We start from the raw sequence: 26,910 nt of genomic DNA, 5'->3' as shown, positions 1-26,910 counted from the left end.
GAAGCCCGCATCCACGAAGCGCGGACGCGGACGGCGACACCGACGCCATGTTCATCCGCCGTTCGGCAGCGAGGGACGCCGCGAGACCGCGCCTGCTTGAGGGAACCCGTATGGAATCGCAAGACTTGCGCAACGCCGGACTCAAGGTCACCCACCCGCGCCTGCGGATCCTGGAACTGCTCGAGCAGGCCAAGCCGCGGCACATGACCGCCGAGGACATCTATCGCAAGTTGCTCGAGCATGGCGAGGACATCGGCCTGGCCACGGTGTACCGGGTGCTGACCCAGTTCGAGTCCGCCGGCCTGGTGCTCAAGCACAACTTCGAGGCCGGCCAATCGGTGTACGAGCTCGACCGCGGCCACCACCACGACCACATGGTCGACATCGAGACCGGCAAGATCATCGAGTTCGAGAGCCCGGAAATCGAGGAGCTGCAGCGCAAGATCGCGGCCAAGCACGGCTACGAGATCGACGAACACGCGCTGGTGCTGTACGTGCGCAAGAAGCGGTGAGGCCGTGATTGGTGATTGGTGATTCGAAAAAGCTGGGCCCCCTCACGCAAAAGCCCGCAAGTAGCGGCTTTATGCTTTTCACCAATCACCAATCACCAATCACCAATCACCAATCACCAATCACCAATCACCAATCACCAATCACGACCTCACCCCACGTCGGCCAGCAACCGTTTCGCGGCCGCGCGCGCCTCGCGGGTCAGTTCGACGCCACCCAGCATCCGCGCCAGTTCCTCCTCGCGCTGCTTGGCATTCAGTGACTGCACGGCGCTCTGGGTGACGCCCTCGCTGGCGGCCTTGCTGACGCGGTAGTGGGCATGGCCCTGTGCGGCGACCTGTGGCAGATGGGTCACGCACAGCACCTGGCGGCTGGCGCCGAGGGCGCGCAACTTCTGTCCGACGATCTCGGCGACGGCGCCGCCGATGCCGGAGTCGACCTCGTCGAACACCATCGTCGGCACCGCGTCCAGGCCGAGCGCAGCGACTTCGATCGCCAGCGAGATGCGCGACAGCTCACCGCCTGAGGCGACCTTGCGCAGCGCCCGCGCCGGTTGACCGGGGTTGGCGGCGACCAGGAACTCGACGCGCTCACCGCCCTGTGGGTCGGGGCGATCGGCTTCGATCGGCTCGAACGCGATGTCGAAGCGGCCGCCGCCCATGCCCAGTTCGGCGATCAGCGCCGTCGTGCTCGCGGCCAGGCGTACGCCGGCTTCACGGCGGGCCAGTCCCAGCGCATCGGCGGCCTGGCGCCAGGCCGCGTGGGCGACGGCGATCTCGGCATCGAGCCCAGACAGGCGCTCGCCGGCACCGCGCAGGGTGTCGAGTTCCTCGGCAATCGCATCGCGCTGCGCGGCGAGCTGCTCGGGCGGCACGCGGTGCTTGCGCGCGAGCTCGTGCAGGCGGCCCAGCTGGCGTTCGATGGTCTCGAAGGCGGCCGGGTCGAGGTCGAGATCGCTGCGCACGCGGTCGAGCAGGGCCAGGGCCTCGTCGACCTGGATGGCGGCGTTGTCGAGCATGGCATCGACCTCATCGAGGCGCGATTCGTGCTCGGCGACGCGCTGCAGCTCGCCGCGCACCTGTTGCAGGCTGCGCGACAGCGATGGGCCTTCGTCACCGCCGAGGCGGGCGAAAGCGCTCTCGCAGGCGGCGATCAGGCCGGCGGCATGGGCCTGGCGGCGGTGGTCGCCCTGCAGCTTGGCGATCGCCTCGGGCTCCAGGGTTTCGCGGTCGAGTTCGGCGTGCTGGTGCTCCAGCCAGGCGATCCGGTCGGAGACGTCTCCCTGCGCCGACAGCTCGTCGCGTTCGCGCAGCAGCGCGCTCCAGTGCGCCGTAGCCGTTCCGACTGCGCCGCGCTCGGTCTCGGTGCGGCCGAAGGCGTCGAGCAGGGCGAGCTGGCTCGGCCTGGACAGCAGGGCCTGGTGCTCGTGCTGGCCGTGGATTTCGACCAGTTGTGCGGTCAGTTCGCCCAGCTGGCTCAGGGTCACCGGGCGGCCGTTGACCCAGGCCTTGGAGCCGCCGTCGGCGCGGATCACCCGTCGCACCTGGCAGGACTCGTCCTCGTCCAGCTCGTTCTCGCGCAGCCAGTCGCGTGCGGACGGCACATCGTCGAGAACGAAGTCGGCGACCAGTTCGGCGCGGTCGGCGCCGTGGCGGACCACGCCGCTGTCGGCGCGCAGGCCGCAGATCAGGCCGAGCGCGTCGACCAGCAGCGACTTGCCGGCGCCGGTTTCGCCCGAGATCACGGTCAGGCCTGGGCCGAAGCTGAGTTCGGCCGCGCTGACCACGGCAAAGTGCTTGAGGGAAAGGTGCGCGAGCATCGGGGCGCGATTGTGCCTTGTGAAGGAGGCCGCTTGATAGTCGTCCACCGTCTCACCGGCTGGGACGCTCGGGTACGACGGTCGCCGGGTGCCGCTTGCGTGCGCCGGGGGCAGGGGCTTATACCGGGCCGATGAGCCGCAAACCCGCCGACCCCAGCCTTGACCCGCGCGCGCGCCAGTTGCTGCGCACGCTGATCGGCCGCTACATCCACAGCGGCGAGCCGGTCGGCTCGCAGACGCTGGCGCGGCACGCCGGTCTGGACGTGAGTGCGGCGACGATCCGCAACATCCTCGCCGACCTGGAGGACGCCGGCCTGCTCAGTGCGCCACACAGTTCGGCTGGGCGGGTCCCCACGGCGCAGGGCTACCGCCTGTTCGTCGACTCGTTGCTGCAGGTGCGGCCGTTGCCGGACAGCGACGTGGTCCGGCTGCGCAGCGAGCTGCCGGCCGGGTCGGGCACCCAGGCGCTGCTCGGCAGTGCTTCGGAGCTGCTGTCGGCGATGACCCACTTCGTCGGCGTGGTCAGCGTGCCGCGGCGCGAGCAGTTCGCGTTCCGCCGCATCGACTTCGTCCCGCTGGACGGCGCGCGCGTGCTGGCGATCGTGGTGTTCGCCGATAACGAGGTGCAGAACCGGATCATCCAGACCCGTCGCCCGTTCGATGGCGGTGAACTGGAGCGGGTGGCCAATTACCTCAACGCCCACTTTGCCGGCCGCACGGTCGCCGACATCCGCGCGACCCTGTTGCGTGAACTGCGCTCGGCGCAAGCCGAGATGCAACTGCTGCTGTCGCAGTCGGTCGAGCTGGCCGAGCAGGTGCTGGTGCCCGAGCACGACGACATGGTGCTGGCCGGGCAAACCCGGCTGATGGGCGTGCAGGAGCTGGCCGACCTCGACCGCCTGCGCGAGCTGTTCGACGCCTTCGCCCGCAAGCGCGAGATCCTGCAGCTGCTCGAACGCACCGTGCGGGCGCCCGGGGTGCGCATCTTCATCGGCGAGGAAACCGGGCTGGCGCCGCTGGAGGGCCTGTCGCTGGTGACGGCGCCCTACGTGGCCGGCGGCGCGGCCGGCAGCCAGGTGCTGGGCGTGCTCGGCGTGATCGGGCCGACCCGGATGGCCTACGAGCGGGTGATCCCGGTGGTCCAGGCCGCGGCCGACGCGCTCGGCGCGGCGATCCACCCCGAGAGCTGAGCCGTCGCGCCGTCAGCCCTTTGTCTTGAAACCCCGCGGGGCGGCCCCATTGCTGCCCTGTTGCGCATTGGTTGCGCAGATTTCCACAGGCTTGGCGCCGCTGGCGCAGGGATGGAGCACGCATGACCCAGAACGATCCTAACGGCACGCCCGACGTGGCCACCGAAAACGATGCCAACGGCGCCCTGGCCGCCCAGCTCGCCACGGCCCAGGCCGAACTGGCCCAGTTGCGCGAGGACGCATTGCGCGAGCGTGCCGACCTTGAGAACCAGCGAAAGCGCATGGCCCGCGATATCGAGATGGCGCGCAAGTTCGCCAACGAGCGCCTGCTCGGCGACCTGCTGCCGGTGATCGACAGCCTCGAGGCCGGCCTGGCCGTGCCCAGCGACACCGCCCAGCACCTGCGCGAAGGCATGGAGCTGACCCTGAAGCAGCTGCTCAAGGTGGCCAACGACAACGGCCTGGTGGAGGTCGACCCGGCCGGCCAGTCGTTCAACCCGGAGCACCACCAGGCCATGAGCATGGTCGACAGCGCACAGCACGCGCCGGGGCAGGTCGTGCAGGTCTACCAGAAGGGCTGGCTGCTGAACGAACGCCTGCTGCGCCCGGCGCTGGTCGTGGTCGCCAAGCACGACTGACGCCTTGAACCGGGGCGCAGAGCCCCCCAAATAGCGCTCATCGGCGGCACGGCCGCCCCAAATTCAAAGCATTCGAGAGGGAGCAACAACCATGGGCAAAATCATCGGTATCGACCTGGGCACGACCAACTCGTGCGTGGCGATCATGGAAGGCGGCAAGGCCAAGGTCATCGAGAACGCCGAAGGCGACCGCACCACGCCGTCGATCGTCGCGTTCACCAAGGACGGCGAAGTCCTGGTCGGCGCCTCGGCCAAGCGCCAGGCCGTCACCAACCCAAAGAACACCTTCTACGCGGTGAAGCGCCTGATCGGCCGCAAGTTCACCGACGCCGAAGTGAAGAAGGACCTCGACCTGGTCCCGTACGGCATCGTGGCCCACGAGAACGGCGATGCCTGGGTGCAGACCGCCGACGGCAAGAACATGGCGCCGCAGCAGGTGTCCGCTGAAGTCCTGGCGAAGATGAAGAAGACCGCCGAAGCCTACCTGGGCGAGCCGGTCACCGAAGCCGTCATCACCGTCCCGGCCTACTTCAACGACAGCCAGCGCCAGGCCACCAAGGACGCCGGCAAGATCGCCGGGCTTGAGGTCAAGCGCATCATCAACGAGCCGACCGCGGCCGCGCTGGCCTACGGCATGGACAAGAAGGGCGGCGACCGCAAGATCGCGGTCTACGACCTCGGCGGCGGCACCTTCGACGTGTCGATCATCGAGATCGCCTCGGTCGACGGCGAGATGCAGGTCGAGGTGCTGGCCACCAACGGCGACACCTTCCTCGGCGGCGAAGACTTCGACAAGCGCGTCATCGATTATCTGGTCGAGGAGTTCCTCAAGGACCAGGGCATCGACCTGCGCAAGGATCCGCTGGCCCTGCAGCGCCTGAAGGACGCGGCCGAACGCGCCAAGATCGAGCTGTCCAGCGCGCAGCAGACCGAGGTCAACCTGCCGTACGTGACCGCCGACGCCTCGGGCCCGAAGCACCTCAACATCAAGCTGACCCGCGCCAAGCTGGAGTCGCTGGTCGAGGACCTGGTCAAGAGGACCATCGAGCCGTGTCGCATCGCGCTCAATGATGCCGGCCTGCGTGCCAGCGACATCAGCGAAGTGATCCTGGTCGGCGGCCAGACCCGCATGCCCAAGGTCGGCCAGGCCGTGGCCGATTTCTTCGGCAAGGAGCCGCGCAAGGACGTCAACCCGGACGAGGCCGTCGCCGTCGGCGCCGCCATCCAGGGCGGCGTGCTGCAGGGCGACGTCAAGGACGTGCTGCTGCTCGACGTCACCCCGCTGAGCCTGGGCATCGAGACCCTGGGCGGCGTGATGACCAAGATCATCGAGAAGAACACCACGGTGCCGACCAAGGCCTCGCAGACATTCTCCACTGCCGAGGACAACCAGTCCGCGGTGACCGTGCACGTGCTGCAGGGCGAGCGCGAGCAGGCTCGTTACAACAAGTCGCTGGCCCGCTTCGACCTGTCCGGCATCGAGCCGGCGCCGCGCGGCATGCCACAGGTGGAGGTGTCGTTCGACATCGACGCCAACGGCATCGTCCACGTGACCGCCAAGGACAAGAAGACCGGCAAGGAGCAGAAGGTCGAGATCAAGGCCGGCTCGGGCCTGTCCGAGGACGAGATCGCCAAGATGGTCGCCGACGCCGAGGCCCACCGCGAGGAGGACCAGAAGTTCCACGAGCTGGTGCAGGCCCGCAACCAGGCCGACGGCCTGATCCACATGGCCCGCAGCACCATCAAGGAACACGGCGAGAAGCTGCCGGGTGAGGCGATTGGTCGCGCCGAAGGTGCGATCGCCGAACTCGAGGCCGCGATGAAGGGCGATGACAAGGCCCAGATCGAGGCCAAGTCGAAGGCGCTGGAAGAGGCTGCGCAGGCGCTGTTTGCTGCCGCTCAGGCCCAGCAACCCGGCCCGGACGCGGCCGCCGGCGGCGCCGCGCCGAAGTCGGACGACGTGGTGGACGCCGAGTTCACCGAAGTCAAGGACGATCAGAAGCCGTGATTGGCGGTTGGTGATTCGTGATTGGAAGAGGCGGGGCTTCGGCCCCGCTTTTTCCTCTGGATCACTGGCAGACCTTTGCTCTATCGAATCACCAATAACGAATCACGAATCACGAATCACCGCCCCATGAGCAAACGCGATTACTACGAAGTCCTGGGCGTGGCCCGTGACGCCTCCGACGAGGACCTGAAGAAGGCCTACCGTCGCTGCGCGATGAAGCACCACCCGGACCGCAACCCCGGCGACCACGCTGCCGAAGCCGCGTTCAAGGAGTGCAAGGAGGCCTACGAGGTCCTCTCCGACGGCAACCGCCGTCGCGCCTACGACCAGCACGGCCATGCCGCGTTCGAGCACGGCATGGGCGGCGCTGGTCCCGGCCCGGGCTACGCCGACATGGGCGACATCTTCGGCGACATCTTCGGCAACATCTTCGGTGGCGGCGCCCAGCGCGGCCCGCGCCGCGGCGCCGATGTCGGCTACGTGATGGAGCTGTCGCTGGAGGAAGCCGTTGGCGGCGTCGAGCGGCAGATCGAGATCCCCACGCTCGACGAGTGCGACACCTGCCACGGCAGCGGCTCGGCCGACGGCAAGCTCGACACCTGCGAGACCTGCCAGGGCCGTGGCCAGGTGCGCTTCCAGCGCGGCATCTTCTCGATGCAGCAGGCCTGCCCGCATTGCGGCGGACGCGGCAAGACCGTCGCCAACCCCTGTGGCGACTGCCACGGCCAGGGCCGCATCGAGCGCACCAAGACCTTGCAGGTCAAGATTCCGGCCGGCGTCGACAACGGCGACCGCATCCGCCTGGCCGGCGAAGGCGAGGCCGGCCCGGCCGGTTCGCCGCCCGGTGACCTGTACGTGGAAGTGCGCGTGCGCGAGCACGAGATCTTCCAGCGCGACGGTGACGACCTGCACTGCGAGGTGCCGATCCGCATCTCCCAGGCCGCGCTCGGCGACACCATCCGCGTGCCGACGCTGGGCGGCGAGGTCGAGCTGCGCATCCCGGCCGAGACCCAGACCGGCAAGCTGTTCCGCCTGCGCGACAAGGGCGTCAAGTCGGTGCGCAGTCGCAAGCCCGGCGACCTGTACTGCCGCGCCGTGGTCGAGACCCCGATCAACCTCACTACCGAGCAGCGCGAGCTGCTGGAGAAGTTCGAGGCCACCTTCGTCGGCGACGGCGCGCGCCGTCATTCGCCGCGCGCGTCGACGTTCCTCGATGGCGTGAAGGGGTTCTGGGACCGGATGACGTCCTGACGCGCTCAGGCGCCGGTGCGGCTGTCGTACTGCGAATACGGGTGCGAGGCCGCCAGGCGGGCACGCCAGGACAGCAGATCGGCGAATTCCGCAGCCAGCGCCGGATCGCTCCAGCAACACCGCGTAGCCGGACCGAGCGGTGGTTCGGTGCGCGCATTCGGCGCAATCGTTTCCAGTACCACCGCCATCGCCATGTCGGCGTAGCTGAAGCGTCCGAGCAGGTAATCGCCGCCTGCCGCTTGCAGGCCATTGCGGGTGGCTTCGAGCGCGCGGCGCAAGGCACCGGGCACCACCAGATGGGCGTACTTGCGGTCCAGGCACCTGGTGGCATCGCGGGCAACGAAGCGCAGTGGCTTGCGCAGCACGCGTGGCACGATGCCAGCCAGGGCTTCGTCAAGGGCTTGCGGGTCGTCGTGGACGCAGCGCACGACGCGGATTCGCGCCTGAGCCAGCGCGGCTTCGCTCAACTCATTCCATGCTGCGGCTTCAGCGAAGTCGCCGAGCCGGTCGTCGCTGGCCCGTGCGGCCGCGTAGCGCGCGATCTCCCACGAGCCGCGCACGACCTGCCGGTCCAGCAGCACCGGGACCGAGACGCGTCCCGACCATTGCCGCATGCGCCAGCGCAACGCCGGTTCGCTGAGCGTGGGCGTGTATTCGATGTAGCGATAGTCGATGCCGCAGTACTCGATCGCCCAACGTGCCTTCTGGGTCCAGGGCGAGAAGGACTCGCCGATCAACGTGCAGGAAACGGTAGGGGGCATCGCGCACCACGCCAAGTGTGTGTTCCGACTCGGGCCGAGTATGCGTCCTCGCATCGGTGACGGCGCGGCAGCGATGCCGGACCGCCTCTTGTCGCATGGCGTGCGGGCCATTAGCCTGCGCGCATGAGCGAACTGCCCAATCCCATCCGCGTGCTGATCCATGGCGCTTCCGGCCGCATGGGCCAGGCCCTGCTGCGCCTGGCCGGCGAGCGCGACGACCTCGTCGTGACCGCCGCGGTGGCGCGTGCGCAGCCGGCACAGCGCGTGATCGATGGCGTGGCGCATTTCGCAGCCAGTGAACTGACCGGCGTGCCGGCGTTCGATGTGGCGATCGACTTCAGCCTGCCGCAGGGGTTTGACGGCATTCTTGCCTTGTGCGAGGAGCGTGGGGCCGCACTGGTATCGGGCACGACCGGGCTCGAGGCGGTGCAGCGCGAGGCCCTGCAGGCGGCCTCGACGCGGATTCCGCTGCTGTGGGCGGCGAATTTCAGCCTCGGCGTGGCCGTGCTCAGCGAGCTGGTAGAGCGTGCCGCCGCGGCGCTGCCGGGCTGGGACTGCGACATCGTCGAGTCGCACCATGTGCACAAGCAGGACGCACCCTCGGGCACCGCGCTGGCGCTCGGGGCGAGTGCGGAGCAGGGCGGGGCGCATCCGCGCTATGCCTCGCTGCGTGCCGGCGACATCGTTGGCGAGCACTTCGTCCAGTTCACGACGCTGGGCGAACGCATCGAGCTGAACCACCGCGCCACCAATCGCGACATCTTCGCCCGTGGTGCATTGCATGCCGCGGCCAGGCTGGCTGCCCGCCCACCGGGGCACTACCGTTTGCGCGACCTGCTGGCCTGAACGATCCGCCGCCTGGTGGGCCGATTGGATGAACATGACGCTGGCGTTGCCGGCGTCGGCCCGCTAGAATTCTCGCTCGCCTGAACCCCGCCCGTCGGACCGGTCCCGCACCGCGTCCGCGCTTTGCTGCAAGTCGGTTTTGCCGGCGCTGCGCAGCGGGGTGTCAGCACTCCCCGGCAGCGAAGGCGACCCCCGTGACCCAATCCGCAATCCTCGCACTCGAAGACGGCACCATCTTCGAGGGCGTTTCCGTAGGCGCGCCCGGCCTCAGCGTCGGCGAAGTGGTGTTCAACACCGCGATCACCGGCTACCAGGAAATCCTCACCGACCCCTCGTATGCACGCCAGCTGGTGACGCTGACCTATCCGCATATCGGCAATACCGGCTGCACCGACCAGGACGACGAGTCTGATAAGGCCTGGGCTGCCGGCCTGATCGTGCGCAACGTGCCGCGCCGCCCGAGCAGCTGGCGCAGCCAGGTGTCGCTGCCGGAATGGCTCCATGCCCGCGGCATCGTCGCCATCGCCGACATCGACACCCGCAAGCTGACCCGCATCCTGCGCGACAAGGGTGCGCAGAACGGCGCGCTGATGGCCGGTGCGGCTCCTGGAGAGCGACTCAATGTCGACCAGGCACTCGAAGCCGCGCGCAAGTTCCCGGGCCTGAAGGGCATGGACCTGGCCAAGGAAGTGACCACGCGCGAGCGCTACGAATGGCGCGACGGCCAGCTTGACCTGGACCGCAACGAGTTCGTGAAGGCCGCGCCGCGCTTCCATGTCGTCGCCTACGACTACGGCGTCAAGCACAACATCCTGCGCATGCTCGCCGAGCGCGGCTGCCGCCTGACGGTGGTGCCGGCACAGACGCCGGCGTCGGAAGTGTTCGCGCTCAAGCCCGACGGCGTGTTCCTGTCCAACGGCCCGGGCGACCCGGAGCCCTGCGACTACGCCATCGCCGCGATCAAGGAATTCATCGCCGCCAAGATCCCGACCTTCGGCATCTGCCTGGGCCACCAGCTGCTGGGACTGGCCGTCGGCGCGCGGACCATGAAGATGGGCCACGGCCACCACGGCGCCAACCACCCGGTGCAGGACCTCGACAGTGGCCGCGTGATGATCACCTCGCAGAACCACGGCTTCGCCATCGACGAGCCGACGCTGCCGGCCAATGTCCGCGTGACCCACCGTTCGCTGTTCGACGGCACCAATCAGGGCATCGAGCTGGCCAACGCGCCCGCCTTCAGCTTCCAGGGGCATCCGGAAGCGAGCCCCGGCCCGCACGATGTTTCCCCACTTTTCGACCGCTTCGTTGCGCTGATGGAGGCCAACTGACATGCCAAAGCGCACCGACATCAAGACCGTCCTGATCATCGGCGCCGGCCCGATCGTGATCGGCCAGGCCTGCGAGTTCGACTACTCCGGCGCGCAGGCGTGCAAGGCGTTGCGTGACGAGGGCTATCGCGTGGTGCTGGTCAACAGCAACCCGGCCACGATCATGACCGACCCGAACATGGCCGACGCCGTGTACATCGAGCCGATCAACTGGCAGACGGTCGAGAAGATCATCGCCAAGGAAAACCCCGACGCGCTGCTGCCGACCATGGGCGGCCAGACCGCGCTCAACTGTGCGCTCGACCTGGCCGACAACGGCGTGCTGGAGAAGTACAACGTCGAGCTGATCGGTGCCTCGCGTGATGCCATCCGCATGGCCGAGGACCGCGAGCTGTTCCGCGTCGCGATGAAGGAAATCGGCCTGGAATGCCCGAAGGCCGAAGTCGCGCACACGCTGGAAGAAGCGCTCGATATCCAGACCCGCGTGGGTTATCCGACCATCATCCGACCGTCGTTCACCCTCGGCGGTAGCGGTGGCGGCATCGCGTACAACCGCGAAGAGCTGATTGAAATCGTCAAGCGCGGCCTCGAACTGTCGCCGACCACCGAAGTGCTGGTCGAGGAGTCAGTGCTGGGCTGGAAGGAGTTCGAGATGGAAGTGGTCCGCGACACCGCGGACAACTGCATCATCGTCTGCTCGATCGAGAACTTCGACGCGATGGGCGTGCACACCGGCGACTCGATCACCGTCGCCCCGGCGCAGACCCTGACCGACAAGGAATACCAGCGCCTGCGCGATGCCTCGATCGCGGTGCTGCGCAAGATTGGCGTGGATACCGGCGGCTCCAACGTGCAGTTCGGCATCAATGCCCAGGACGGCCGCGTCGTCGTCATCGAGATGAACCCGCGCGTGTCGCGTTCCTCGGCGCTGGCCTCGAAGGCCACCGGCTTCCCGATCGCCAAGATCGCCGCCAAGCTCGCCGTCGGTTACACGCTGGACGAACTGCGCAACGAGATCACCGGCGGCGCCACGCCGGCCTCGTTCGAGCCGAGCATCGATTACGTCGTCACCAAGATTCCGCGCTTCGCCTTCGAGAAGTTCCCGCAGGCCGACGCCCGCCTGACTACGCAGATGAAGTCGGTGGGCGAGGTGATGGCGATGGGCCGCACCTTCCATGAGTCGCTGCAGAAGGCCTTGCGCGGCCTGGAGACCGGCAAGGTCGGTCTCGACCCGACCGGCCTGGACCTGTCCAGCGACGCGGACCTGGTCAAGCTCAAGCGCGAGCTCAAGGAACCGGGTCCGGAGCGCATGTTCTACATCGGCGACGCGTTCCGCGCCGGCCTGACCGTCGAGGACGTGCACACGCTGTCGTTCGTCGATCCGTGGTTCCTCGACCAGATCGAGGAGATCATCACGGCTGAAAAGGACGTCGCCGACGCCGGCCTGTCCGCGCTCGACAAGACACGCATGCGCGAGCTCAAGCGCATGGGTTTCTCCGACGCTCGCCTGGCCCAGCTGACCGGTACCGACGAAACTGCTGTGCGGACCCTGCGTCGCGCCTTCGGTGTGCGCCCGGTGTACAAGCGCGTGGACTCCTGCGCGGCCGAGTTCGCCACCGATACCGCCTACCTGTACTCGACCTACGAGGACGAGTGCGAAGCCAACCCGGGCAACCGCGACAAGATCATCGTGCTCGGCGGCGGCCCCAACCGCATCGGTCAGGGCATCGAGTTCGACTACTGCTGCGTGCATGCCGCGCTCGCCCTGCGCGAGGACGGCTATGAAACCATCATGGTCAACTGCAACCCGGAGACCGTGTCGACCGACTACGACACCTCCGACCGCCTGTACTTCGAGCCGCTGACGCTCGAAGACGTGCTCGAGATCTGCGACCTCGAAAAGCCCAAGGGCGTGATCGTGCAGTACGGCGGCCAGACTCCGCTGAAACTGGCGCAGGCGCTGGAAGCCAACGGCGTCCCGGTGATCGGCACCTCGCCCGACAGCATCGACCTGGCCGAGGACCGCGAGCGCTTCCAGAAACTGGTGCAGGAGCTGGGCTTGGCCCAGCCGCTCAACCGTACCGCGCGCAATCCGGAGGAAGCACTGCTGCTGGCCTCGCAGATCGGCTACCCGCTGGTGGTGCGTCCGAGCTACGTGCTCGGTGGCCGCGCGATGGAAATCGTCTACTCCGATGCCGACCTGTCGCGCTACATCCGTGATGCGGTGAAGGTGTCGAACGACTCGCCGGTCCTCCTGGACCGCTTCCTGGACAACGCGGTCGAAGTCGACGTCGACATCATCGCCGACAAGGATGGCAACGTCCTGGTGGGCGGTGTGATGGAGCACATCGAGGAGGCTGGCGTGCACTCGGGCGACTCCTCGTGCTCGCTGCCGCCGTATTCGCTGACGCCGGCAGTGCAGGACAAGCTGCGCGAGCAGGTGCGGGCGCTGGCCACGTCGTTGAAGGTGGTCGGCCTGATGAACACACAGTTCGCGGTCACATTCGACGAGAACGGCAACGACACGGTCTATCTGATCGAAGTGAACCCGCGCGCCTCGCGCACCGTGCCCTTCGTGTCCAAGGCCACCGGCATGCCGCTGGCCAAGATCGCGGCGCGCTGCATGGTTGGCCAGACGTTGGCGGCGCAGGGCGCGACCAAGGAAATCGTGCCGGACTACTACTCGGTCAAGGAAGCGATCTTCCCGTTCGCCAAGTTCCAGGGCGTCGACCCGATCCTCGGGCCGGAGATGCGTTCGACCGGCGAGGTCATGGGCGTCGGCCGCAACTTCGGCGCGGCGATGGCGCGCGCGCAGGAAGCTGGCGGTATCCGGGCGCTGCCGGCATCGGGCAAGGTGTTCATCTCGGTGCGCGATCCGGACAAGCAGCGCGTGCTGTCGGTGGCCCAGGACCTGATCAAGCGCGGCTACCTGCTGGTCGCGACCAGCGGCACCCATGCTTTCCTCAGCGCACAGGGCGTGGCCTGTGAGCCGATCAACAAGGTCACTGAAGGCCGTCCGCACGTCGTCGATCTGATCAAGAACGGCGAGATTGCGTACATCGTCAACACCACCGAAGGCCGTCAGGCGATCACCGACTCGTTCTCGATCCGTCGCGAGGCGCTGCAGCACCGCGTCACGTACTCGACCACGGTGTCGGGGGCGCGGGCGCTGGTGAACTCGCTCGACTACCGCGGCACCGGCCCGGTGTGGTCGCTGCAGGAACTGCACGCCGAGATCAGCGGCGCGGCGTGACTTCAAGGCTGTCATCCCCGCGAAGGCGGGGGTGAAGGGCCGCGTTTGCGAACCACTGGTTCGCGCGGTACTGAACGCCATTGCGCCATGCGCGATGGCCGGGATCGCAGATCCAGCGGCTTTGAGCTTCGCACTGCTAGCCCCTCCCGGCAAAGGCCCTGGGTTCCCGCTTTCGCGGGAATGACGAGGCGCTGGGTTCCGGGCACAATCCACATCAGTAATTGGATCGGCCGGAACTCGCCGGCACAAGGATTTGGACATGAGAGCACCGATCACGGTGAAGGGTGCGCAGCGTCTGCGCGCCGAACTGGAAGAGCTGAAGTCGGTCAAGCGCCCCGCGGTGATCCATGCGATCGCCGAGGCCCGCGCGCACGGCGACCTCAAGGAGAACGCCGAATACCACGCCGCACGTGAGCAGCAGGGTTTCATAGAAGGCCGCATCCAGCAGCTCGAATCCGAGCTGTCGCACGCGCAGGTGATCGACGTGGCCGCGCTCAATGCCGGCTCGCGCGTCGTCTTCGGCGCCACCGTCGAACTGGCAGATGCCGAAACCGACGAAGAAAAAACCTACCAGATCGTCGGCGACCTGGAAGCCGACATCAAACAGGGGCTGATCGCGATCTCGTCGCCGGTGGCACGTGCGCTGATTGGCAAGCACGAAGGCGACAGCGTCACCATCGAAGCGCCCGGGGGCATCCGCGAGTACGAAATCGTCGGCGTCAGTTACGCCGGCTGAGGCGATGGCCACAGCCACCTTGTTGTTGCCCGACCGTGCCCGCTTCGGCGGGCAACGCCTGTCCGACGCCACCGGGCGTTGGTTCGCCCGCGGTGACTGCAGCATGCGCGAAGGCGAGCAGCTGACGCGCGTGCTCGACGTGTTGCCGCGCGGCTGGCCGGTGGCCGCCGCTGCGCGCCAACGCGATGCCGGCGACGCCGCGAGTGCGGCCTGGCTTCGTGCCGATCCCGCCTACATCCGCCCCGACATCAACGGCGCGCGGTTGCTCGCCTACGGCGAAGCGCTCGGACTTGGCACCGAGGACAGTGCCGCCTTGCTGCGGCCGCTGAAACCTCTGTTTGGCGATGCCGGGTTTCCGATCGATGCGCCGCATCCGTCGCGCTGGTACCTGCGCCTGCCGCCCGGGACGCCGCTGCCGACCTTCGCGGCGCCGGAGCAGGCGCTGGGGGCGGATCTGTTCGAACAGTTGCCCGAGGGAGTGCAAGGCCGCCGCTGGCGTGCCTTGCTGAGCGAAGCGCAGGTCGTGCTGCACAACCATCCGCTCAATGCGCAGCGTGCCGCGGCCGGGCTGGCCCCGGTCAATTCGCTGTGGTTCTGGGGCGCCGGCGCCTTGCCGGACCAGGTGCGTTGCGCCTTCGACGCGGTCGCCAGCGACGACGAATCGCTGAGCGCACTTGCCGGACTGGCCAAGGTCGCGACCGGCGCTTTGCCATCGGCGTGGCCGGGTGGGACCGGGGAGCGGTTGTTCGATCTGCGCCATGCCCGTGACCTGGCGCTGCTCGAACGCGACTGGTTCGCGCCGCTGTTGGCGGCGCTCGCCGATGGACATCTAGAGCGCGTGCACCTCGATTTTGCCGACGGTTGCCGTTACGAGTTGACACCCCGCCAACGTTGGCGCTTCTGGCGCAAGCCGCTGCGTTCGTTTGTCGGACAAGCCCAGGCCGGCTCGCCATGAAACCCACGCCGAGACTGCGCCGCCGCGTGGCCGATGATGGCGGGCAGTGGCCCGACACCGTGTCGCCGCTGCTGCAGCGCCTGTATGCGGCACGCGGCGCGCTGGCTCTCGACCAGGCCCAGCCACGGCTTGCGCATCTGCTGCCGCCGGACACGCTGGGCGGCCTCGATGCCGCCACCGCGCTGCTGGCCGAGGCCATCGCACTGGACCGCCACATCGTCGTGGTCGGCGACTTCGACTGCGACGGCGCTACCGCCTGTGCGGTCGGCGTGCGCGGCCTGCGCATGCTCGGCGCGAAGCGCGTGTCGCATGCGGTGCCCAACCGCATGGTGCACGGCTACGGTCTGTCACCGGCGTTGGTCGAGGAACTGGCCGCGCTGCAGCCGCAATTGCTGGTCACCGTCGATCACGGCATTGCCTGCCATGCCGGCATCACCGCGGCCAAGGCGCGCGGCTGGCAGGTACTGGTCACCGACCATCACCTGCCCGGCGAGCAGCTGCCGCCGGCCGATGCGATCGTTGACCCCAACCTGCGCGGTGACGCCTTCCCGAGCAAAGCCCTGGCCGGGGTCGGGGTCATGTTCTATGTGCTGCTGGCACTGCGGCGCCGCCTGCGCGAGCAGGGCATATTCCCGGACCAGGGCCCCGATCTGTCGGTGCTGCTGGACCTGGTCGCAGTCGGCACGGTGGCGGACCTGGTCCCGCTCGACGCCAACAACCGCGCCCTGGTCGGCGCCGGGCTGCGCCGGCTGCGGGCCGGGCAGGGCTGTGCCGGCCTGCGCGCGTTGATCGAGGTCTCGCAGCGCGAAGCGAGTCGGCTGACCGCGGCCGACATCGGCTATGCGGTCGGTCCGCGGCTGAACGCGGCCGGTCGCCTCGAGGACATGGCACTGGGCATCGAATGCCTGCTCACCGATGACGCCAGTCAGGCCCGCGACATCGCCGCAATGCTCAACGAGATCAACGGCGAACGCCGCGCAGTGCAGCAGCAGATGACCGACGAGGCCGAAGCCGCCTTGTCACGCGTCGCGCTGGGCGAGGACAGCCTGCCGGCCGCGGTGTGCCTGTTCGATGCGCAATGGCACCCGGGCGTGGTCGGGCTGGTGGCGTCGAAGATGAAGGAGCGCCTGCACCGCCCGGTGATCGCGTTCGCGCCGGCCGAGCCGGGCAGCAACACCCTGCGCGGCTCGGCGCGGTCGATCCCGGGGTTTCACATCCGCGACGCGCTTGCCGATGTCGCCGCGCGCCATCCGCAGCTGATCGAGCGCTTCGGCGGCCATGCGATGGCAGCGGGATTGTCCCTGCAAGCCGAGGCCCTGGCCGGGTTCCGGCAGGCGTTCGAGGCCTGCGCGACGTCGGCGTTGACGCCGGAACTACTGCAGGCCGACGTCCTCAGCGACGGCGAACTGGCTGCCGACGAGTTCTGCCGCCACAGTGCCGAAGCACTGCGCGACGGTGGGCCATGGGGGCAGGGCTTTCCCGAACCGCAGTTTGACGGCGAGTTCGCCGTGCTGGCCTGGCGGGTGGTCGGTGAGCGCCACCTCAAGCTCGAGCTCGGCCATGCTGGACTGCGGCTCAATGCGATCGAATTCGGTGGCTGGGACGGCCAGGCTCCGGCCGAGCGCGTGCGCATCGCCTACCGTCTGGAGGCCGACGACTACCGCGGCGGCCAGGCCGTGCAGCTGGTCGTGGTGCACCGCGAGCCGGCCTGAGTCGTCGGACTCCGGCCGGGGCACCCCACAGTCAAGCGCATTGACACCAGCTCAACGGCGACGCCCCTAGGCTTCCCCGATTCCCCATCGTGGAGCACGCCATGTCATTGACGCTCAACATCGAGCTGTCTGATCGGGACCTGCAGCATTTCACGGGCATGATCGAGACGGCCCGCAAGGCAGCCGGCAACAAGAGCACCGACGAGATCGTGCAGGCCGCCACGCAGTTGCTGGACAAGGCCCAGCACAACCATTCCCCCGAGTTCGTCAAGGACCGGTTGCAGTTGCTCGACACCCTGATTGCGATGATCCGCGACGAAGGCTGGGCCTTGGCCGAGGAGGACGCGACCCACGTGCGCTCGGCCCTGGTCTATTTCGCCACACCCTCCGATGCGATTCCCGACTCCGTGCCGGTGCTGGGTTTCCTTGACGACGCCATCATGATCGAGCTGTGCGCGCGTGAACTGCACCATGAAATCGAGGCTTACGAGGACTTCTGCGATTTCCGGCAGCGCGAGTCCGAACGTCGTGGCCTGAAGCCGGAAACGGTGGGGCGCGCCGACTGGCTGGGCAGCCGCCGCGAGGAGTTGCAGGAGCGCATGCATCTCCGCCGCAGTCGCGATTTTGATGCGGGTCAGGGCTTCGGCAGCGGCTACGGTGGCAGCAGCAGTTACGGGCCCATCCGCCGCTACTCCGACGGTGGCTGGCGCCCGGGACTGTTCAAGTTCCGCTGAGTCCGGCCACTCAAGGCCGCCGCGGCTTTCCTTGCCGGACACCGGCGGTGTTTGTTAGTGCGGCGTTTGTTAGAATCTCCGGTTCCTTTGGCCTCATCACACCGGACATGATCGAACTCAATCCCGTCCGCCAGCGCATCGCCGACCTCAAGGGTCGGCTGGATTCGCTCAGGGGGTATCTTTGACTACGACAGCAAAGTCGAACGCCTCGAAGAAGTAAACCGCGAACTCGAAAGCCCGGACGTCTGGAACGACGCCGAGCGCGCCCAGACACTGGGCCGCGAGCGCTCCTCGCTGGAGAAGGTCGTCGTCGGCATTCGCACGCTGACCGAAGGCCTGGTTGGCGGCGACGAGCTGCTCGAACTGGCCGAGATGGAGAACGACGAAGGCACGGCACTGGCCGTGGTCGACGACGTCGAACGCTACGCCAAGGAAGTCGAGAAGCTCGAGTTCCGCCGCATGTTCTCCGGCAAGATGGACGCGGCCAACGCCTTCGTCGACATCCAGGCCGGCGCCGGTGGCACCGAGGCGCAGGACTGGGCCGAGATCCTGCTGCGCATGTACCTGCGCTGGTGCGAGTCGCGCGGCTGGAAGACCGAGCTGATGGAAGTCAGCGGCGGTGACGTCGCCGGCATCAAGTCGGCCACCCTGCGGGTCGAGGGCGATTTCGCCTACGGCTGGCTCAAGACCGAGACCGGCGTGCACCGGCTGGTGCGCAAGTCGCCGTTCGACTCCGACAACCGCCGCCACACCAGCTTCACCTCGGTGTTCGTGTCGCCGGAAGTCGACGACAACATCGACATCGACATCAATCCGGCCGACCTGCGCACCGACGTGTACCGCTCCTCCGGCGCCGGTGGCCAGCACGTCAACAAGACCGAGTCGGCGGTGCGTATCACCCACGTGCCGACCGGCATTGTCGTGGCGTGCCAGACCGGCCGCAGCCAGCACCAGAACCGCGACAACGCGATGAAGATGCTGGCCGCCAAGCTCTACGAGCTGGAGATCCAGAAGCGCAACGCCGAGCGCGATGCGGTCGAGGCGACCAAATCCGATATCGGCTGGGGCAGCCAGATCCGCAACTACGTGCTCGACCAGAGCCGCATCAAGGACCTGCGCACCGGCATCGAGCGCAGCGACACGCAGAAGGTCCTCGACGGCGACCTCGACGAGTTCGTCGAGGCCAGCCTCAAGTCGGGCCTGGAAGTCGGTTCGAAACGCGCCGACGCCGTGTAACCGTATCCGTCGTCCCCGCGCAGGCGGGGAACCGGCGATTTTGCATTTGCCCGCCCGAGCCAAGACACTGGATCCCCGCTGGAGCCTGCCCTGAGCAGGTCGAAGGGCAGGGATGACGAGCAACAACCCCACTCCTATCGACCCGCATCCGACCATGACCGACCACACGCCCGAACCGCAGACGCACGCCGACGAGAATTTCCTGATCGCCGAGCGTCGCGCCAAACTCACGGCGTTGCGCGGGCAGGGGATCGCATTCCCCAACGATTTCCGCCGTGCCGACTACGCCGGCGATCTGCAGGCGGCTTACGCCGACGCCGAGCAGTGGACCGCCGAGGCACTGGAGGCCAAGGGCCACCGTGTCGCCGTGGCCGGTCGCATCCTGCTCAAGCGGGTCATGGGCAAGGCCAGCTTCGTGCAGATCCAGGACGAGTCCGGCCGCATCCAGTTGTTCCTGCAGGCCAACGTGCTCGGCGAGACCTACGACGCCTTCAAGAGCTGGGACGTGGGCGATATCGTCGCGGCCGAAGGTGTGCTGACGCGTACCAAGACCGGTGAGCTGTCGATCAAGGCCGAGTCGCTGCGCCTGCTGACCAAGTCGCTGCGGCCGCTGCCGGACAAGTTCCACGGCCTGGCCGATGTCGAGCAGCGCTACCGCCAGCGCTATGTCGACCTGATCGTCACGCCGGAGGCGCGCGAGGTCTTCGTCAAGCGTTCCAAGATCATCCGCGCGATGCGCGCCTGGCTCGACACGCGGCGTTTCCTTGAGGTCGAGACGCCGATGATGCATTACATCCCCGGTGGCGCCGCGGCCAAGCCGTTCGAGACGCACCACAACGCGCTCGGCCTGGACCTGTACCTGCGCGTGGCGCCGGAGTTGTACCTCAAGCGCCTGGTCGTCGGCGGCCTGGAGCGCGTCTACGAGATCAACCGCAACTTCCGCAACGAGGGCGTGTCGACCCGGCACAACCCCGAATTCACCATGCTCGAGCTGTACGAGGCCTACGCCACCTACACCGAAATCATGGACCTCACCGAGGGCGTGATCCGCGACGTGGCGCAGGGTGTTCTCGGTACGACCCGGCTGCATTGGGAAGGCAACGACATCGACGTCGGCCCGGCGTTCCGCCGCTGGTCGATGACCGACGCCGTGCTCGAGCACAACCCGGAGATCCAGCGTGAGGACCTGCGTGACCTCGACAAGATGCGCGCCCACTGCGCGCGCCTGAAGTGCGCGGTCAAGCCGGGCTACGGTTGGGGCAAGCTGCTGCTGGAGATCTTCGAGAAGACCGTCGAGCACACGCTGATCCAGCCGACCTTCATCACCGACCATCCGGTTGAGGTCAGTCCGCTGGCGCGCGCCAGCGACCGCGATCCACAGCTGACCGACCGATTCGAGTTGTTCATCAACGGCAAGGAGATCGCCAACGGCTTCTCCGAGCTGAACGACCCCGAGGACCAGGCCGCGCGTTTCCAGGCCCAGGTCGAGGCCAAGGAGGGCGGCGACGATGAGGCCATGCACTTCGATGCCGACTACATCCGCGCGCTTGAGGTCGGTCTGCCACCGACCGGCGGGCTCGGCATCGGCATCGACCGGCTGGTGATGCTGATGACCGGTTCAGCTTCGATCCGCGACGTGCTGCTGTTCCCCTACATGCGCCCCGAGGCCGGTGCCTGACCGGTTTCCCGTTGCCGCCTACTGGCACAAATCGCTGCCAGTGGCGCCGCTGCGGGGGTATCCTCGTCCGTACAGCCGCCACAGGGGGTGGCGGCTCTTAGTGGATGCCGGGTGTGAATGTCGTCATCGTCGATGATCAAACCTCCGCGCGCACGATGCTGCGCCATATCATTGAGGACATAGCGTCCGAGCTGCATGTGCACGACTTCGGTGACCCGGAAGCGGCGCTGGCTTGGTGCGAGGCGCATCAGCCGGACCTGTTGCTGCTGGACTACCGCATGCCCGTCATCGACGGCCTGGAGTTCGCCCGCCGGTTCCGTCGCCTGCCGCTGCACCGCGACATCCCGATCATCCTGGTCACCGTGGTCGGCGACGAGCCGGTGCGCCAGGCAGCGCTCGAAGCGGGCGTGATCGACTTCCTGGTCAAGCCGGTGCGCCCGCGCGAGTTGCGTGCGCGCTGCCGCAACCTGCTGCAGCTGCGCCAGCAGTCGGAGAACGTCAAGCAACGGGCGCTGTCGCTGGAGCAGCGGCTGTTGTCGTCGATGCACGAGGTCGAGGAGCGCGAACGCGAGACCCTGTCGCGCCTGGCGCGGGCGATCGAGTACCGCGATGCCGGCACCAGCGCCTACCTCGAGCGCATGGCCCACGTCGCCGGCCTGATCGCCGAACAACTGGGCATGTTCGAGGACGAGGTGAGGGTGATCGAGATGGCCGCGCCGTTGCACGACATCGGCAAGATCGCGATCCCCGATGCGGTGCTGATGAAGACCGGTCCACTGACCGAGGACGAGACCGCGGTGATGCGGCGCCACCCGCGCATCGGCTACGAATTGCTCAGCGGCAGCCAGAACCGCTTCATCCAGGCCGGTGCGCTGATCGCCCTGCGCCATCACGAGCGCTTCGACGGTAGCGGTTATCCGGATGGCCTGGTCGGCGAGGAAATCCCGTTGGAAGCCAGGATCGTGGCGGTTGCCGACGTATTTGATGCGCTGGTATCGCCGCGCCCGTACAAGAAGGCCTGGGACGTGGATGCGGCGCTTGGCTACCTGTATGCGCAGCGTGGGCGCCTGTTCGATCCCCGCTGCGTGGATGCACTGATCCGCAGCCGCGAACGGCTGGAGGACATCTGCGACCGCTACTCGGCGGTCACCGCACGCCCGGGCATGGAGTAGCCAATGGTTTCGGTCCTGCACGGCTTCAAGGCGCGGTTGGCGGGGCGACCCGACAGCGAGCACACGCAGGACCTGGTCCGCATCGCCATCACGGCCCTGTTCATTTCCTATCTGGGCTGGCGTTACCTGCACCTGGAAGACGGTAACCACACCCTGCCGGTCACCTGGCTGATCCTGGTGGGCGAGCTGCTGGTCGCCGTCGGCCTGCTGGTCGCCATCCTGCGTCGACCGGGCGTGTCGCACCCGCGGCGCTGGATCGGCATGCTCACCGATTACTCGGCGATGGGCGCGATCATGTGCATCGAGGGCGAGCCGGCCGCGCCCCTGTACGCCGTGTACCTGTGGGTGACGATCGGCAACGGCATGCGTTACGGCAGTCGCTACCTGCGCATCGCCACCGCGCTGGCAACTGTATCTTTCCTGCTGGTGACCCTGCTGTCGCCGTACTGGAAGACCAACCCCTACCTGTCGTGGGGCCTGCTGCTCGGTCTGGGCGCGGTGCCGCTGTACTTCGATTCGCTGCTCAATGCCCTGACCCGCGCAATCGACGATGCGCGCCGTGCCAACGAGGCCAAGAGCCGCTTCCTGGCCAACATGAGCCACGAGTTCCGCACGCCGTTGAACGGGCTGGCGGGCATGTCCGAGCTGCTGGCGACCACCCGCCTGGACGCCGAGCAGCGCGAATGCCTGAACACCATCCAGGCCTCCGCACGCAGCCTGCTGGCCCTGGTCGAGGACGTGCTCGACATCTCGGCGATCGAGGCCGGCAAGCTCAAGCTCGACCTGGTGGAGTTTTCCCCGCGCGAACTGGTCGGCAGCATCGGCCTGATCCTGCAACCGCAGGCGCGCGCCAAGCAACTGCGTTACGAGGCGGCGATCGCCGATGATGTGCCGCAGAACCTGCGCGGCGACCTGGTGCATCTGCGCCAGGTGCTGATCAACCTGGCCGGCAACGCGGTCAAGTTCACCGACCAGGGCTCGGTGCGTTTCGAGGTGGCCGTGTCCAGCCAGACCGCCGAACGCGTGCGCCTGCGTTTCACCGTGACCGATACCGGCATCGGCATCCCGGTGGCAGTGCGGCAGCGCCTGTTCGAGGCCTTCGAGCAGGCCGACGTCGGTTTGGCGCGTCGCTACGGCGGCACTGGGCTGGGTACCACCATCGCCAAGGGACTGACCGAGGCGATGGGCGGCAGCATCGGTTTCGAGAGCGCGGAACAGCACGGCAGCCGCTTCTGGGTGGAGCTACCGTTCGATCGCATCGCCACGATGCCATCCGACGAGGCAGGAGCGACGCCGGCAACGGACGAAGCCGATGTCTCGCCCAACGTCATCGCCTTCTCCGATCCTTTCCTGCGCCACCGCGCGCGCGTGCGCAGCCTGTCGATCCTGGTGGCCGACGACCACGCCGCCAACCGCATGGTCCTGCAGCGCCTGCTGCAGAAGGCCGGCCACCGCGTGGTCTGCGTCGACGGCGGGGAGGACGTGCTCAATGCGCTGGCGGCGACCGACTACGACGCGGTGATCGCCGACCTGCACATGCCCGACGTCAGCGGCCTCGACCTGCTCAAGCAATTGCGGGTGATGGAAGCCGGCGGCGGGCGCCGCACGCCGGTGTTGATCCTCAGCGCTGATGTCACGCCGGAGTCGATCCAGGCCTGCCAGCAGGCCGGCGCGCGCGCGTTCCTCGCCAAGCCGGTGTCGACCGTGCGTCTGCTCGACACTCTGGCCGAAATCGCCTCGCACGGCCGCTTTGGTGCACCGGTCGTGGCGCTGCGCACGGAGCTGCCGTTCAGCGACGGCATCTTCGACAACACGGTTCTGGACGAGCTGGATGCCCTCGGCATGGGCGCAGGTTTTGAACGCGAGTTCGTCGCGCAATGCCTGCGTGACGCCGACACCTGCATCGGCGCCTTGTCCGAAGCCGGCGCGCACCAGGACTGGGAGCGGGTGCGCGAACAGGCGCACGCCCTCAAGGGCGTCGCCAGCAACCTGGGCCTGATCAAGCTGGCCGCAGTCAGCGGCGAGCTGATGCGGATTCCCGACTGGCAGCTGGCGCGCGAATGGCGATCCCGCTGGGAAGGGTTGGGCGAGCGCCTGGCCCAGGGCAGGGTGGCGCTCGATGCCCGCGAACGGCAGCGCGCTACGCGCGGCGAAGGCGAGCGCTCCCCCTGAGCGCAATCACGGCAAGGCGCTTCACGCCGCCTCGCTGTTTGCGCGCCGCGATTGCGCGCGGACCAGACGGTCCATGGTGCGCAACGACTTTTCCCCCAACTGCAGGGCGGTATCCACCCAGATTTCGGTGATCCGCATCATCTCGTCCAGCGTGACCGCCTGCGCCAGCGCACGCACCTGGTGCATCGCGGCACGTGCGTGTGGAATACGGCGATTGGCACGGATGACGTCCTCGACCGCCTCGACGCCATGCCCCTTCGGCACCAGTACGTCGACCAGCCCCATGCGGTGCATTTCCTCGCTGGTGTAGACATTGCCTTCGAGCATCAGCTTCTCGGCCTGGTGCGGGGTGATGCGCTTGCACAGGAACGAATAGGCACCCATGCCCGGGAACAGGTCGAACAGCACCTCCGGCAGGCCCATCAACGCACCTTCCTCGGCCACGATGGTGTGGCAACTCAGCGCGGCCTCGAAACCGCCGCCCAGGGCGTCGCCCTGCACCAGGGCGATGCTGTGCACGCCGGCATCGAGCCCGGCATGGAAGGCGTGCACACCGCGCACGCACTGGCGCGCGTAGGTCAGCAGGCCATCGCGGTCGCCGCTGCGGATCAAGCGACAGAACAGTTCGAGATCACCGCCCAGGTTGAACGCATCGCTGTCGGAGGCCAGTACCACGTGCGGCAGGGACGACGCGGCCATGCGGCTGCCAAGCCGCAGCCGATCGCCCAGGTTGCGCTGGTACTCGATGATGTCGTCGACCAGGGCCGTCGAGAAGCAGGCGCGCCGGCCCGGGGCGGCACCGGCATGCATGTGGCACCAGTAGACGCCGCGATCGGCCTCCTCGATCACGCGCAGGGTGCGGCCCGAATCGATGCGATGGAAGGGCGTGACTGCTGACATTGCGAATCCTCCGTGGGTAAACCGTCCGGCCGGTCGCTGTACGGGACGGCAGTGGCAACAGAAAGGTGCGTCCGACCGGTCGATTCTATGCCCGCAAAGTGAAACGCCCGCAAGGCCGGTCGGCCTTGCGGGCGCAGGTACGCGCGGCGGTGGCAGGAAGCGTCAGTGGCCGCTGGGCGGGTCGCGCAGCTCGCGGCGCAGGATCTTGCCGACGTTGGTCTTGGGCAGCTCGGTGCGGAACTCGACGAGCCGGGGGTGCTTGTAGCCGGTGAGGTGTTCGCGCGCGTGCGCCTTGACCTGCTCGGCGGTCAGCGCGGGATCCTTCTTGACGATCACGACCTTGACCGCCTCGCCGGACTTCTCGTCGGCGACGCCAACCGCGGCGACCTCGAGCACGCCCGGCATCATCGCGATCACGTCCTCGACCTCGTTCGGGTACACGTTGAAACCCGACACCAGAATCATGTCCTTCTTGCGGTCGACGATGTAGAAGAAACCCTGCTCGTCCATGCGCGCCATGTCGCCGGTATGCAGCCAGCCGTCGGCATCGATGACGTTGTCGGTTTCCTCCGGCCGCTGCCAGTAGCCCTTCATCACCTGCGGGCCCTTGATGCACAACTCGCCGACCTCGCCCATGGGCAGCATGTTGCCGTCCTCGTCCTTGACGCACGCGTCGGTGGACGGGATCGGCAGGCCGATCGCACCGTTGTAGTCCTTCAGGTCCATCGGGTTGATGCAGGCCGCGGGCGAGGTCTCGGTCAGGCCATAGGCCTCGATCAAGGTCACGCCGGTGACCTTCTTCCAGCGCTCGGCAACCGAGCGTTGCACGGCCATGCCGCCGCCTAGGGTCAGGTGCAGGCGCGAGAAATCGACCTGATCGAAACCGGGCGTGTTGAGCAGGCCGTTGAACAGCGTGTTGACGCCGGTGATGGCGGTGAAGGGGACGCCCTTGAGCTCCTTGACGAAGCCCTTCATGTCACGCGGGTTGGTGATCATGTAGTTCAGACCGCCGAACTTCATGAAGACCATGCCGTTCGCCGTCAGGGCAAAGATGTGGTACAGCGGCAGCGCGGTGATGATGATTTCTTCGCCGGGCTTGACGTTGACGCCGACCCAGGCCGCCGCCTGCTGCATGTTGGCGACCAGGTTGCGATGGGTGAGCATCGCACCCTTGGCGACGCCGGTGGTGCCGCCGGTGTACTGCAGGAAGGCGATGTCGTCGGGGCCGATCTCGATCGACGGCAGCTTGTGCATCTGCCCCAGCGTCAACGCATCCTTGAAGCGGATCGCACCCGGAAGATCGTAGTCGGGGACCATCTTCTTGACGTACTTGAGCACGAAATTGACGATCGCGCCCTTCGGGAAGGCCAGCATGTCGCCCAGACCGGTGGTGATGACCTGCTTGACCTGGGTGTCGGCGATCACCTCCTGCACGGTGTGGCCGAAATTGTCGAGCACCAGGATCACGCTGGCGCCGGAGTCGACAAGCTGGTGCTTGAGCTCGCGCGCCGTGTACATCGGATTGGTGTTGACCACGGTCAGGCCGGCGCGCAGAACGCCAAACGTCGCGATCGGGTACTGCAGGCAGTTGGGCATCATGATCGCGACGCGATCGCCCTTCTTGAGTTTGAGTTCGCCGAGCAGGTAGGCCGCGAACTGGGCGCTGAGCGTGTCGATCTCGGCGTAGGTCAGGGTCTTGCCGAGATTGGCGAACGCCGGCCGGTCGCGGTACTTGTCGATCGCCCCTTCCAGCACGGAGACGACCGACGGGTACTCGTCGACATCGATCTGTGCCGGGACGCCTTGCGGGTACTGCGCCAACCACGGACGTTCAAAACTCATCGCGATCCCCTCTTAAATCGCCGGTGACACCGTTTCGCCGGTTGCGGTCAAATGCGCTGGCGTACGGTCTTTCAGGGATTGGAGCATAGGCTCTAGGGGCTGGCAAGGCGCGGGCTGCAGCGAGGTGCTCGGGAGCTGCCGGCTGCATTGGCGGCATGTCAGGATG

20 protein-coding genes are annotated in these 26,910 nt (G+C 67.4%); 16 read left to right on the top strand and 4 right to left on the bottom strand.

From position 1 onward, the window contains the following. Positions 1–110: 110 nt before the first annotated feature. Positions 111–512, top strand: a complete 402-nt coding sequence (gene fur / locus ACFOLC_RS00840; RefSeq protein WP_386756803.1) for a ferric iron uptake transcriptional regulator — start codon at positions 111–113, stop codon at positions 510–512. A 149-nt stretch (positions 513–661) separates the two neighbouring features. Here the strand turns inward: fur and recN are convergent, their stop codons facing one another. Further along, positions 662–2,329: a DNA repair protein RecN gene (gene recN / locus ACFOLC_RS00835; protein ID WP_386756802.1), complete on the bottom strand. Its 1,668-nt coding sequence runs from the start codon at positions 2,327–2,329 to the stop codon at positions 662–664. 131 nt (positions 2,330–2,460) lie between these two features. Here recN and hrcA point away from each other — a divergent pair, with 131 nt between their 5' ends. From hrcA to dnaJ, 4 genes are all read left to right on the top strand, one after another. Further along, positions 2,461–3,519, top strand: a complete 1,059-nt coding sequence (hrcA, locus tag ACFOLC_RS00830; protein ID WP_386756801.1) for a heat-inducible transcriptional repressor HrcA — start codon at positions 2,461–2,463, stop codon at positions 3,517–3,519. Between the two features lie 122 nt (positions 3,520–3,641). Further along, a complete protein-coding gene (gene grpE, locus ACFOLC_RS00825; protein ID WP_386756800.1) occupies positions 3,642–4,157 on the top strand; it encodes a nucleotide exchange factor GrpE in 516 nt (171 codons plus the stop codon). A gap of 91 nt (positions 4,158–4,248) precedes the next feature. Next, complete coding sequence (dnaK, locus tag ACFOLC_RS00820; protein WP_386756799.1) at positions 4,249–6,165, top strand: molecular chaperone DnaK; 1,917 nt, start codon at positions 4,249–4,251, stop codon at positions 6,163–6,165. A 126-nt stretch (positions 6,166–6,291) separates the two neighbouring features. Beyond that, positions 6,292–7,416, top strand: a complete 1,125-nt coding sequence (dnaJ, locus tag ACFOLC_RS00815; protein ID WP_386756798.1) for a molecular chaperone DnaJ — start codon at positions 6,292–6,294, stop codon at positions 7,414–7,416. A 5-nt stretch (positions 7,417–7,421) separates the two neighbouring features. Here dnaJ and ACFOLC_RS00810 read toward each other — a convergent pair whose 3' ends face one another. Beyond that, positions 7,422–8,177, bottom strand: coding sequence for a glutathione S-transferase family protein (locus ACFOLC_RS00810; protein ID WP_386756797.1), 756 nt, complete (start codon positions 8,175–8,177; stop codon positions 7,422–7,424). 123 nt (positions 8,178–8,300) lie between these two features. Here ACFOLC_RS00810 and dapB point away from each other — a divergent pair, with 123 nt between their 5' ends. From dapB to ACFOLC_RS00755, 11 genes are all read left to right on the top strand, one after another. Continuing rightward, entirely contained in the window at positions 8,301–9,023 is a 723-nt protein-coding gene (dapB, locus tag ACFOLC_RS00805) for a 4-hydroxy-tetrahydrodipicolinate reductase (RefSeq protein WP_386756795.1), read from the top strand. Between the two features lie 194 nt (positions 9,024–9,217). Then, the gene (gene carA / locus ACFOLC_RS00800) at positions 9,218–10,354 is read left to right on the top strand and encodes a glutamine-hydrolyzing carbamoyl-phosphate synthase small subunit (protein ID WP_386756794.1); all 1,137 of its coding nucleotides are present in this window, start codon (positions 9,218–9,220) and stop codon (positions 10,352–10,354) included. 1 nt (position 10,355) lies between these two features. Then, a complete protein-coding gene (gene carB, locus ACFOLC_RS00795) occupies positions 10,356–13,607 on the top strand; it encodes a carbamoyl-phosphate synthase large subunit (RefSeq protein WP_386756793.1) in 3,252 nt (1,083 codons plus the stop codon). A gap of 259 nt (positions 13,608–13,866) precedes the next feature. Beyond that, on the top strand, positions 13,867–14,343 hold the full coding sequence (greA, locus tag ACFOLC_RS00790; RefSeq protein WP_386756791.1) for a transcription elongation factor GreA: 477 nt from the start codon (positions 13,867–13,869) through the stop codon (positions 14,341–14,343). A gap of 4 nt (positions 14,344–14,347) precedes the next feature. Then, positions 14,348–15,298, top strand: a complete 951-nt coding sequence (locus tag ACFOLC_RS00785) for a phosphoglycerate mutase (RefSeq protein ID WP_386756790.1) — start codon at positions 14,348–14,350, stop codon at positions 15,296–15,298. After that, positions 15,295–17,010 (top strand): single-stranded-DNA-specific exonuclease RecJ, encoded by a 1,716-nt coding sequence (recJ, locus tag ACFOLC_RS00780; RefSeq protein ID WP_386756789.1) that lies wholly within the window; start codon positions 15,295–15,297, stop codon positions 17,008–17,010. Before ACFOLC_RS00785 ends, recJ begins: the two co-directional genes overlap by 4 nt. A gap of 101 nt (positions 17,011–17,111) precedes the next feature. Further along, a complete protein-coding gene (locus ACFOLC_RS00775) occupies positions 17,112–17,744 on the top strand; it encodes a YkvA family protein (RefSeq protein ID WP_386756787.1) in 633 nt (210 codons plus the stop codon). Between the two features lie 107 nt (positions 17,745–17,851). Next, a protein-coding gene (gene prfB, locus ACFOLC_RS00770) for a peptide chain release factor 2 (RefSeq protein ID WP_386756785.1) occupies positions 17,852–18,980 on the top strand; the annotation gives its coding sequence in 2 pieces (ribosomal slippage) (positions 17,852–17,926 and positions 17,928–18,980; 1,128 coding nt in all). A 154-nt stretch (positions 18,981–19,134) separates the two neighbouring features. Continuing rightward, complete coding sequence (gene lysS / locus ACFOLC_RS00765) at positions 19,135–20,658, top strand: lysine--tRNA ligase (RefSeq protein WP_386757909.1); 1,524 nt, start codon at positions 19,135–19,137, stop codon at positions 20,656–20,658. 104 nt (positions 20,659–20,762) lie between these two features. Further along, a complete protein-coding gene (locus ACFOLC_RS00760; protein ID WP_386756784.1) occupies positions 20,763–21,830 on the top strand; it encodes an HD domain-containing phosphohydrolase in 1,068 nt (355 codons plus the stop codon). 3 nt (positions 21,831–21,833) lie between these two features. Next, positions 21,834–24,002: an ATP-binding protein gene (locus ACFOLC_RS00755; RefSeq protein ID WP_386756782.1), complete on the top strand. Its 2,169-nt coding sequence runs from the start codon at positions 21,834–21,836 to the stop codon at positions 24,000–24,002. Between the two features lie 21 nt (positions 24,003–24,023). Here the strand turns inward: ACFOLC_RS00755 and ACFOLC_RS00750 are convergent, their stop codons facing one another. Together ACFOLC_RS00750 and ACFOLC_RS00745 are read right to left on the bottom strand one after the other, a co-directional pair. Continuing rightward, complete coding sequence (locus tag ACFOLC_RS00750) at positions 24,024–24,902, bottom strand: crotonase/enoyl-CoA hydratase family protein (RefSeq protein ID WP_386756781.1); 879 nt, start codon at positions 24,900–24,902, stop codon at positions 24,024–24,026. A 162-nt stretch (positions 24,903–25,064) separates the two neighbouring features. Then, a complete protein-coding gene (locus tag ACFOLC_RS00745) occupies positions 25,065–26,744 on the bottom strand; it encodes a long-chain fatty acid--CoA ligase (protein WP_386756780.1) in 1,680 nt (559 codons plus the stop codon). Positions 26,745–26,910 lie beyond the last annotated feature (166 nt).

Origin of the sequence: Lysobacter cavernae (genome assembly GCF_042648505.1) — a bacterium.
GTDB lineage: Bacteria > Pseudomonadota > Gammaproteobacteria > Xanthomonadales > Xanthomonadaceae > Lysobacter_L > Lysobacter_L cavernae.
The sequence above is the reverse complement of the archived record's forward strand: the minus strand, read 5'-3'. Positions and strand labels throughout refer to the sequence as shown.

Coding starts and splice junctions, on each gene's coding strand:
- fur (WP_386756803.1), top strand. CDS start 111: ATGGAATCGCAAGACTTGCGCAACGCCGGACTCAAGGTCACCCACCCG.
- recN (WP_386756802.1), bottom strand. CDS start 2,329: ATGCTCGCGCACCTTTCCCTCAAGCACTTTGCCGTGGTCAGCGCGGCC.
- hrcA (WP_386756801.1), top strand. CDS start 2,461: ATGAGCCGCAAACCCGCCGACCCCAGCCTTGACCCGCGCGCGCGCCAG.
- grpE (WP_386756800.1), top strand. CDS start 3,642: ATGACCCAGAACGATCCTAACGGCACGCCCGACGTGGCCACCGAAAAC.
- dnaK (WP_386756799.1), top strand. CDS start 4,249: ATGGGCAAAATCATCGGTATCGACCTGGGCACGACCAACTCGTGCGTG.
- dnaJ (WP_386756798.1), top strand. CDS start 6,292: ATGAGCAAACGCGATTACTACGAAGTCCTGGGCGTGGCCCGTGACGCC.
- ACFOLC_RS00810 (WP_386756797.1), bottom strand. CDS start 8,177: ATGCCCCCTACCGTTTCCTGCACGTTGATCGGCGAGTCCTTCTCGCCC.
- dapB (WP_386756795.1), top strand. CDS start 8,301: ATGAGCGAACTGCCCAATCCCATCCGCGTGCTGATCCATGGCGCTTCC.
- carB (WP_386756793.1), top strand. CDS start 10,356: ATGCCAAAGCGCACCGACATCAAGACCGTCCTGATCATCGGCGCCGGC.
- greA (WP_386756791.1), top strand. CDS start 13,867: ATGAGAGCACCGATCACGGTGAAGGGTGCGCAGCGTCTGCGCGCCGAA.
- ACFOLC_RS00785 (WP_386756790.1), top strand. CDS start 14,348: ATGGCCACAGCCACCTTGTTGTTGCCCGACCGTGCCCGCTTCGGCGGG.
- recJ (WP_386756789.1), top strand. CDS start 15,295: ATGAAACCCACGCCGAGACTGCGCCGCCGCGTGGCCGATGATGGCGGG.
- ACFOLC_RS00775 (WP_386756787.1), top strand. CDS start 17,112: ATGTCATTGACGCTCAACATCGAGCTGTCTGATCGGGACCTGCAGCAT.
- lysS (WP_386757909.1), top strand. CDS start 19,135: ATGACCGACCACACGCCCGAACCGCAGACGCACGCCGACGAGAATTTC.
- ACFOLC_RS00760 (WP_386756784.1), top strand. CDS start 20,763: ATGCCGGGTGTGAATGTCGTCATCGTCGATGATCAAACCTCCGCGCGC.
- ACFOLC_RS00755 (WP_386756782.1), top strand. CDS start 21,834: ATGGTTTCGGTCCTGCACGGCTTCAAGGCGCGGTTGGCGGGGCGACCC.
- ACFOLC_RS00750 (WP_386756781.1), bottom strand. CDS start 24,902: ATGTCAGCAGTCACGCCCTTCCATCGCATCGATTCGGGCCGCACCCTG.
- ACFOLC_RS00745 (WP_386756780.1), bottom strand. CDS start 26,744: ATGAGTTTTGAACGTCCGTGGTTGGCGCAGTACCCGCAAGGCGTCCCG.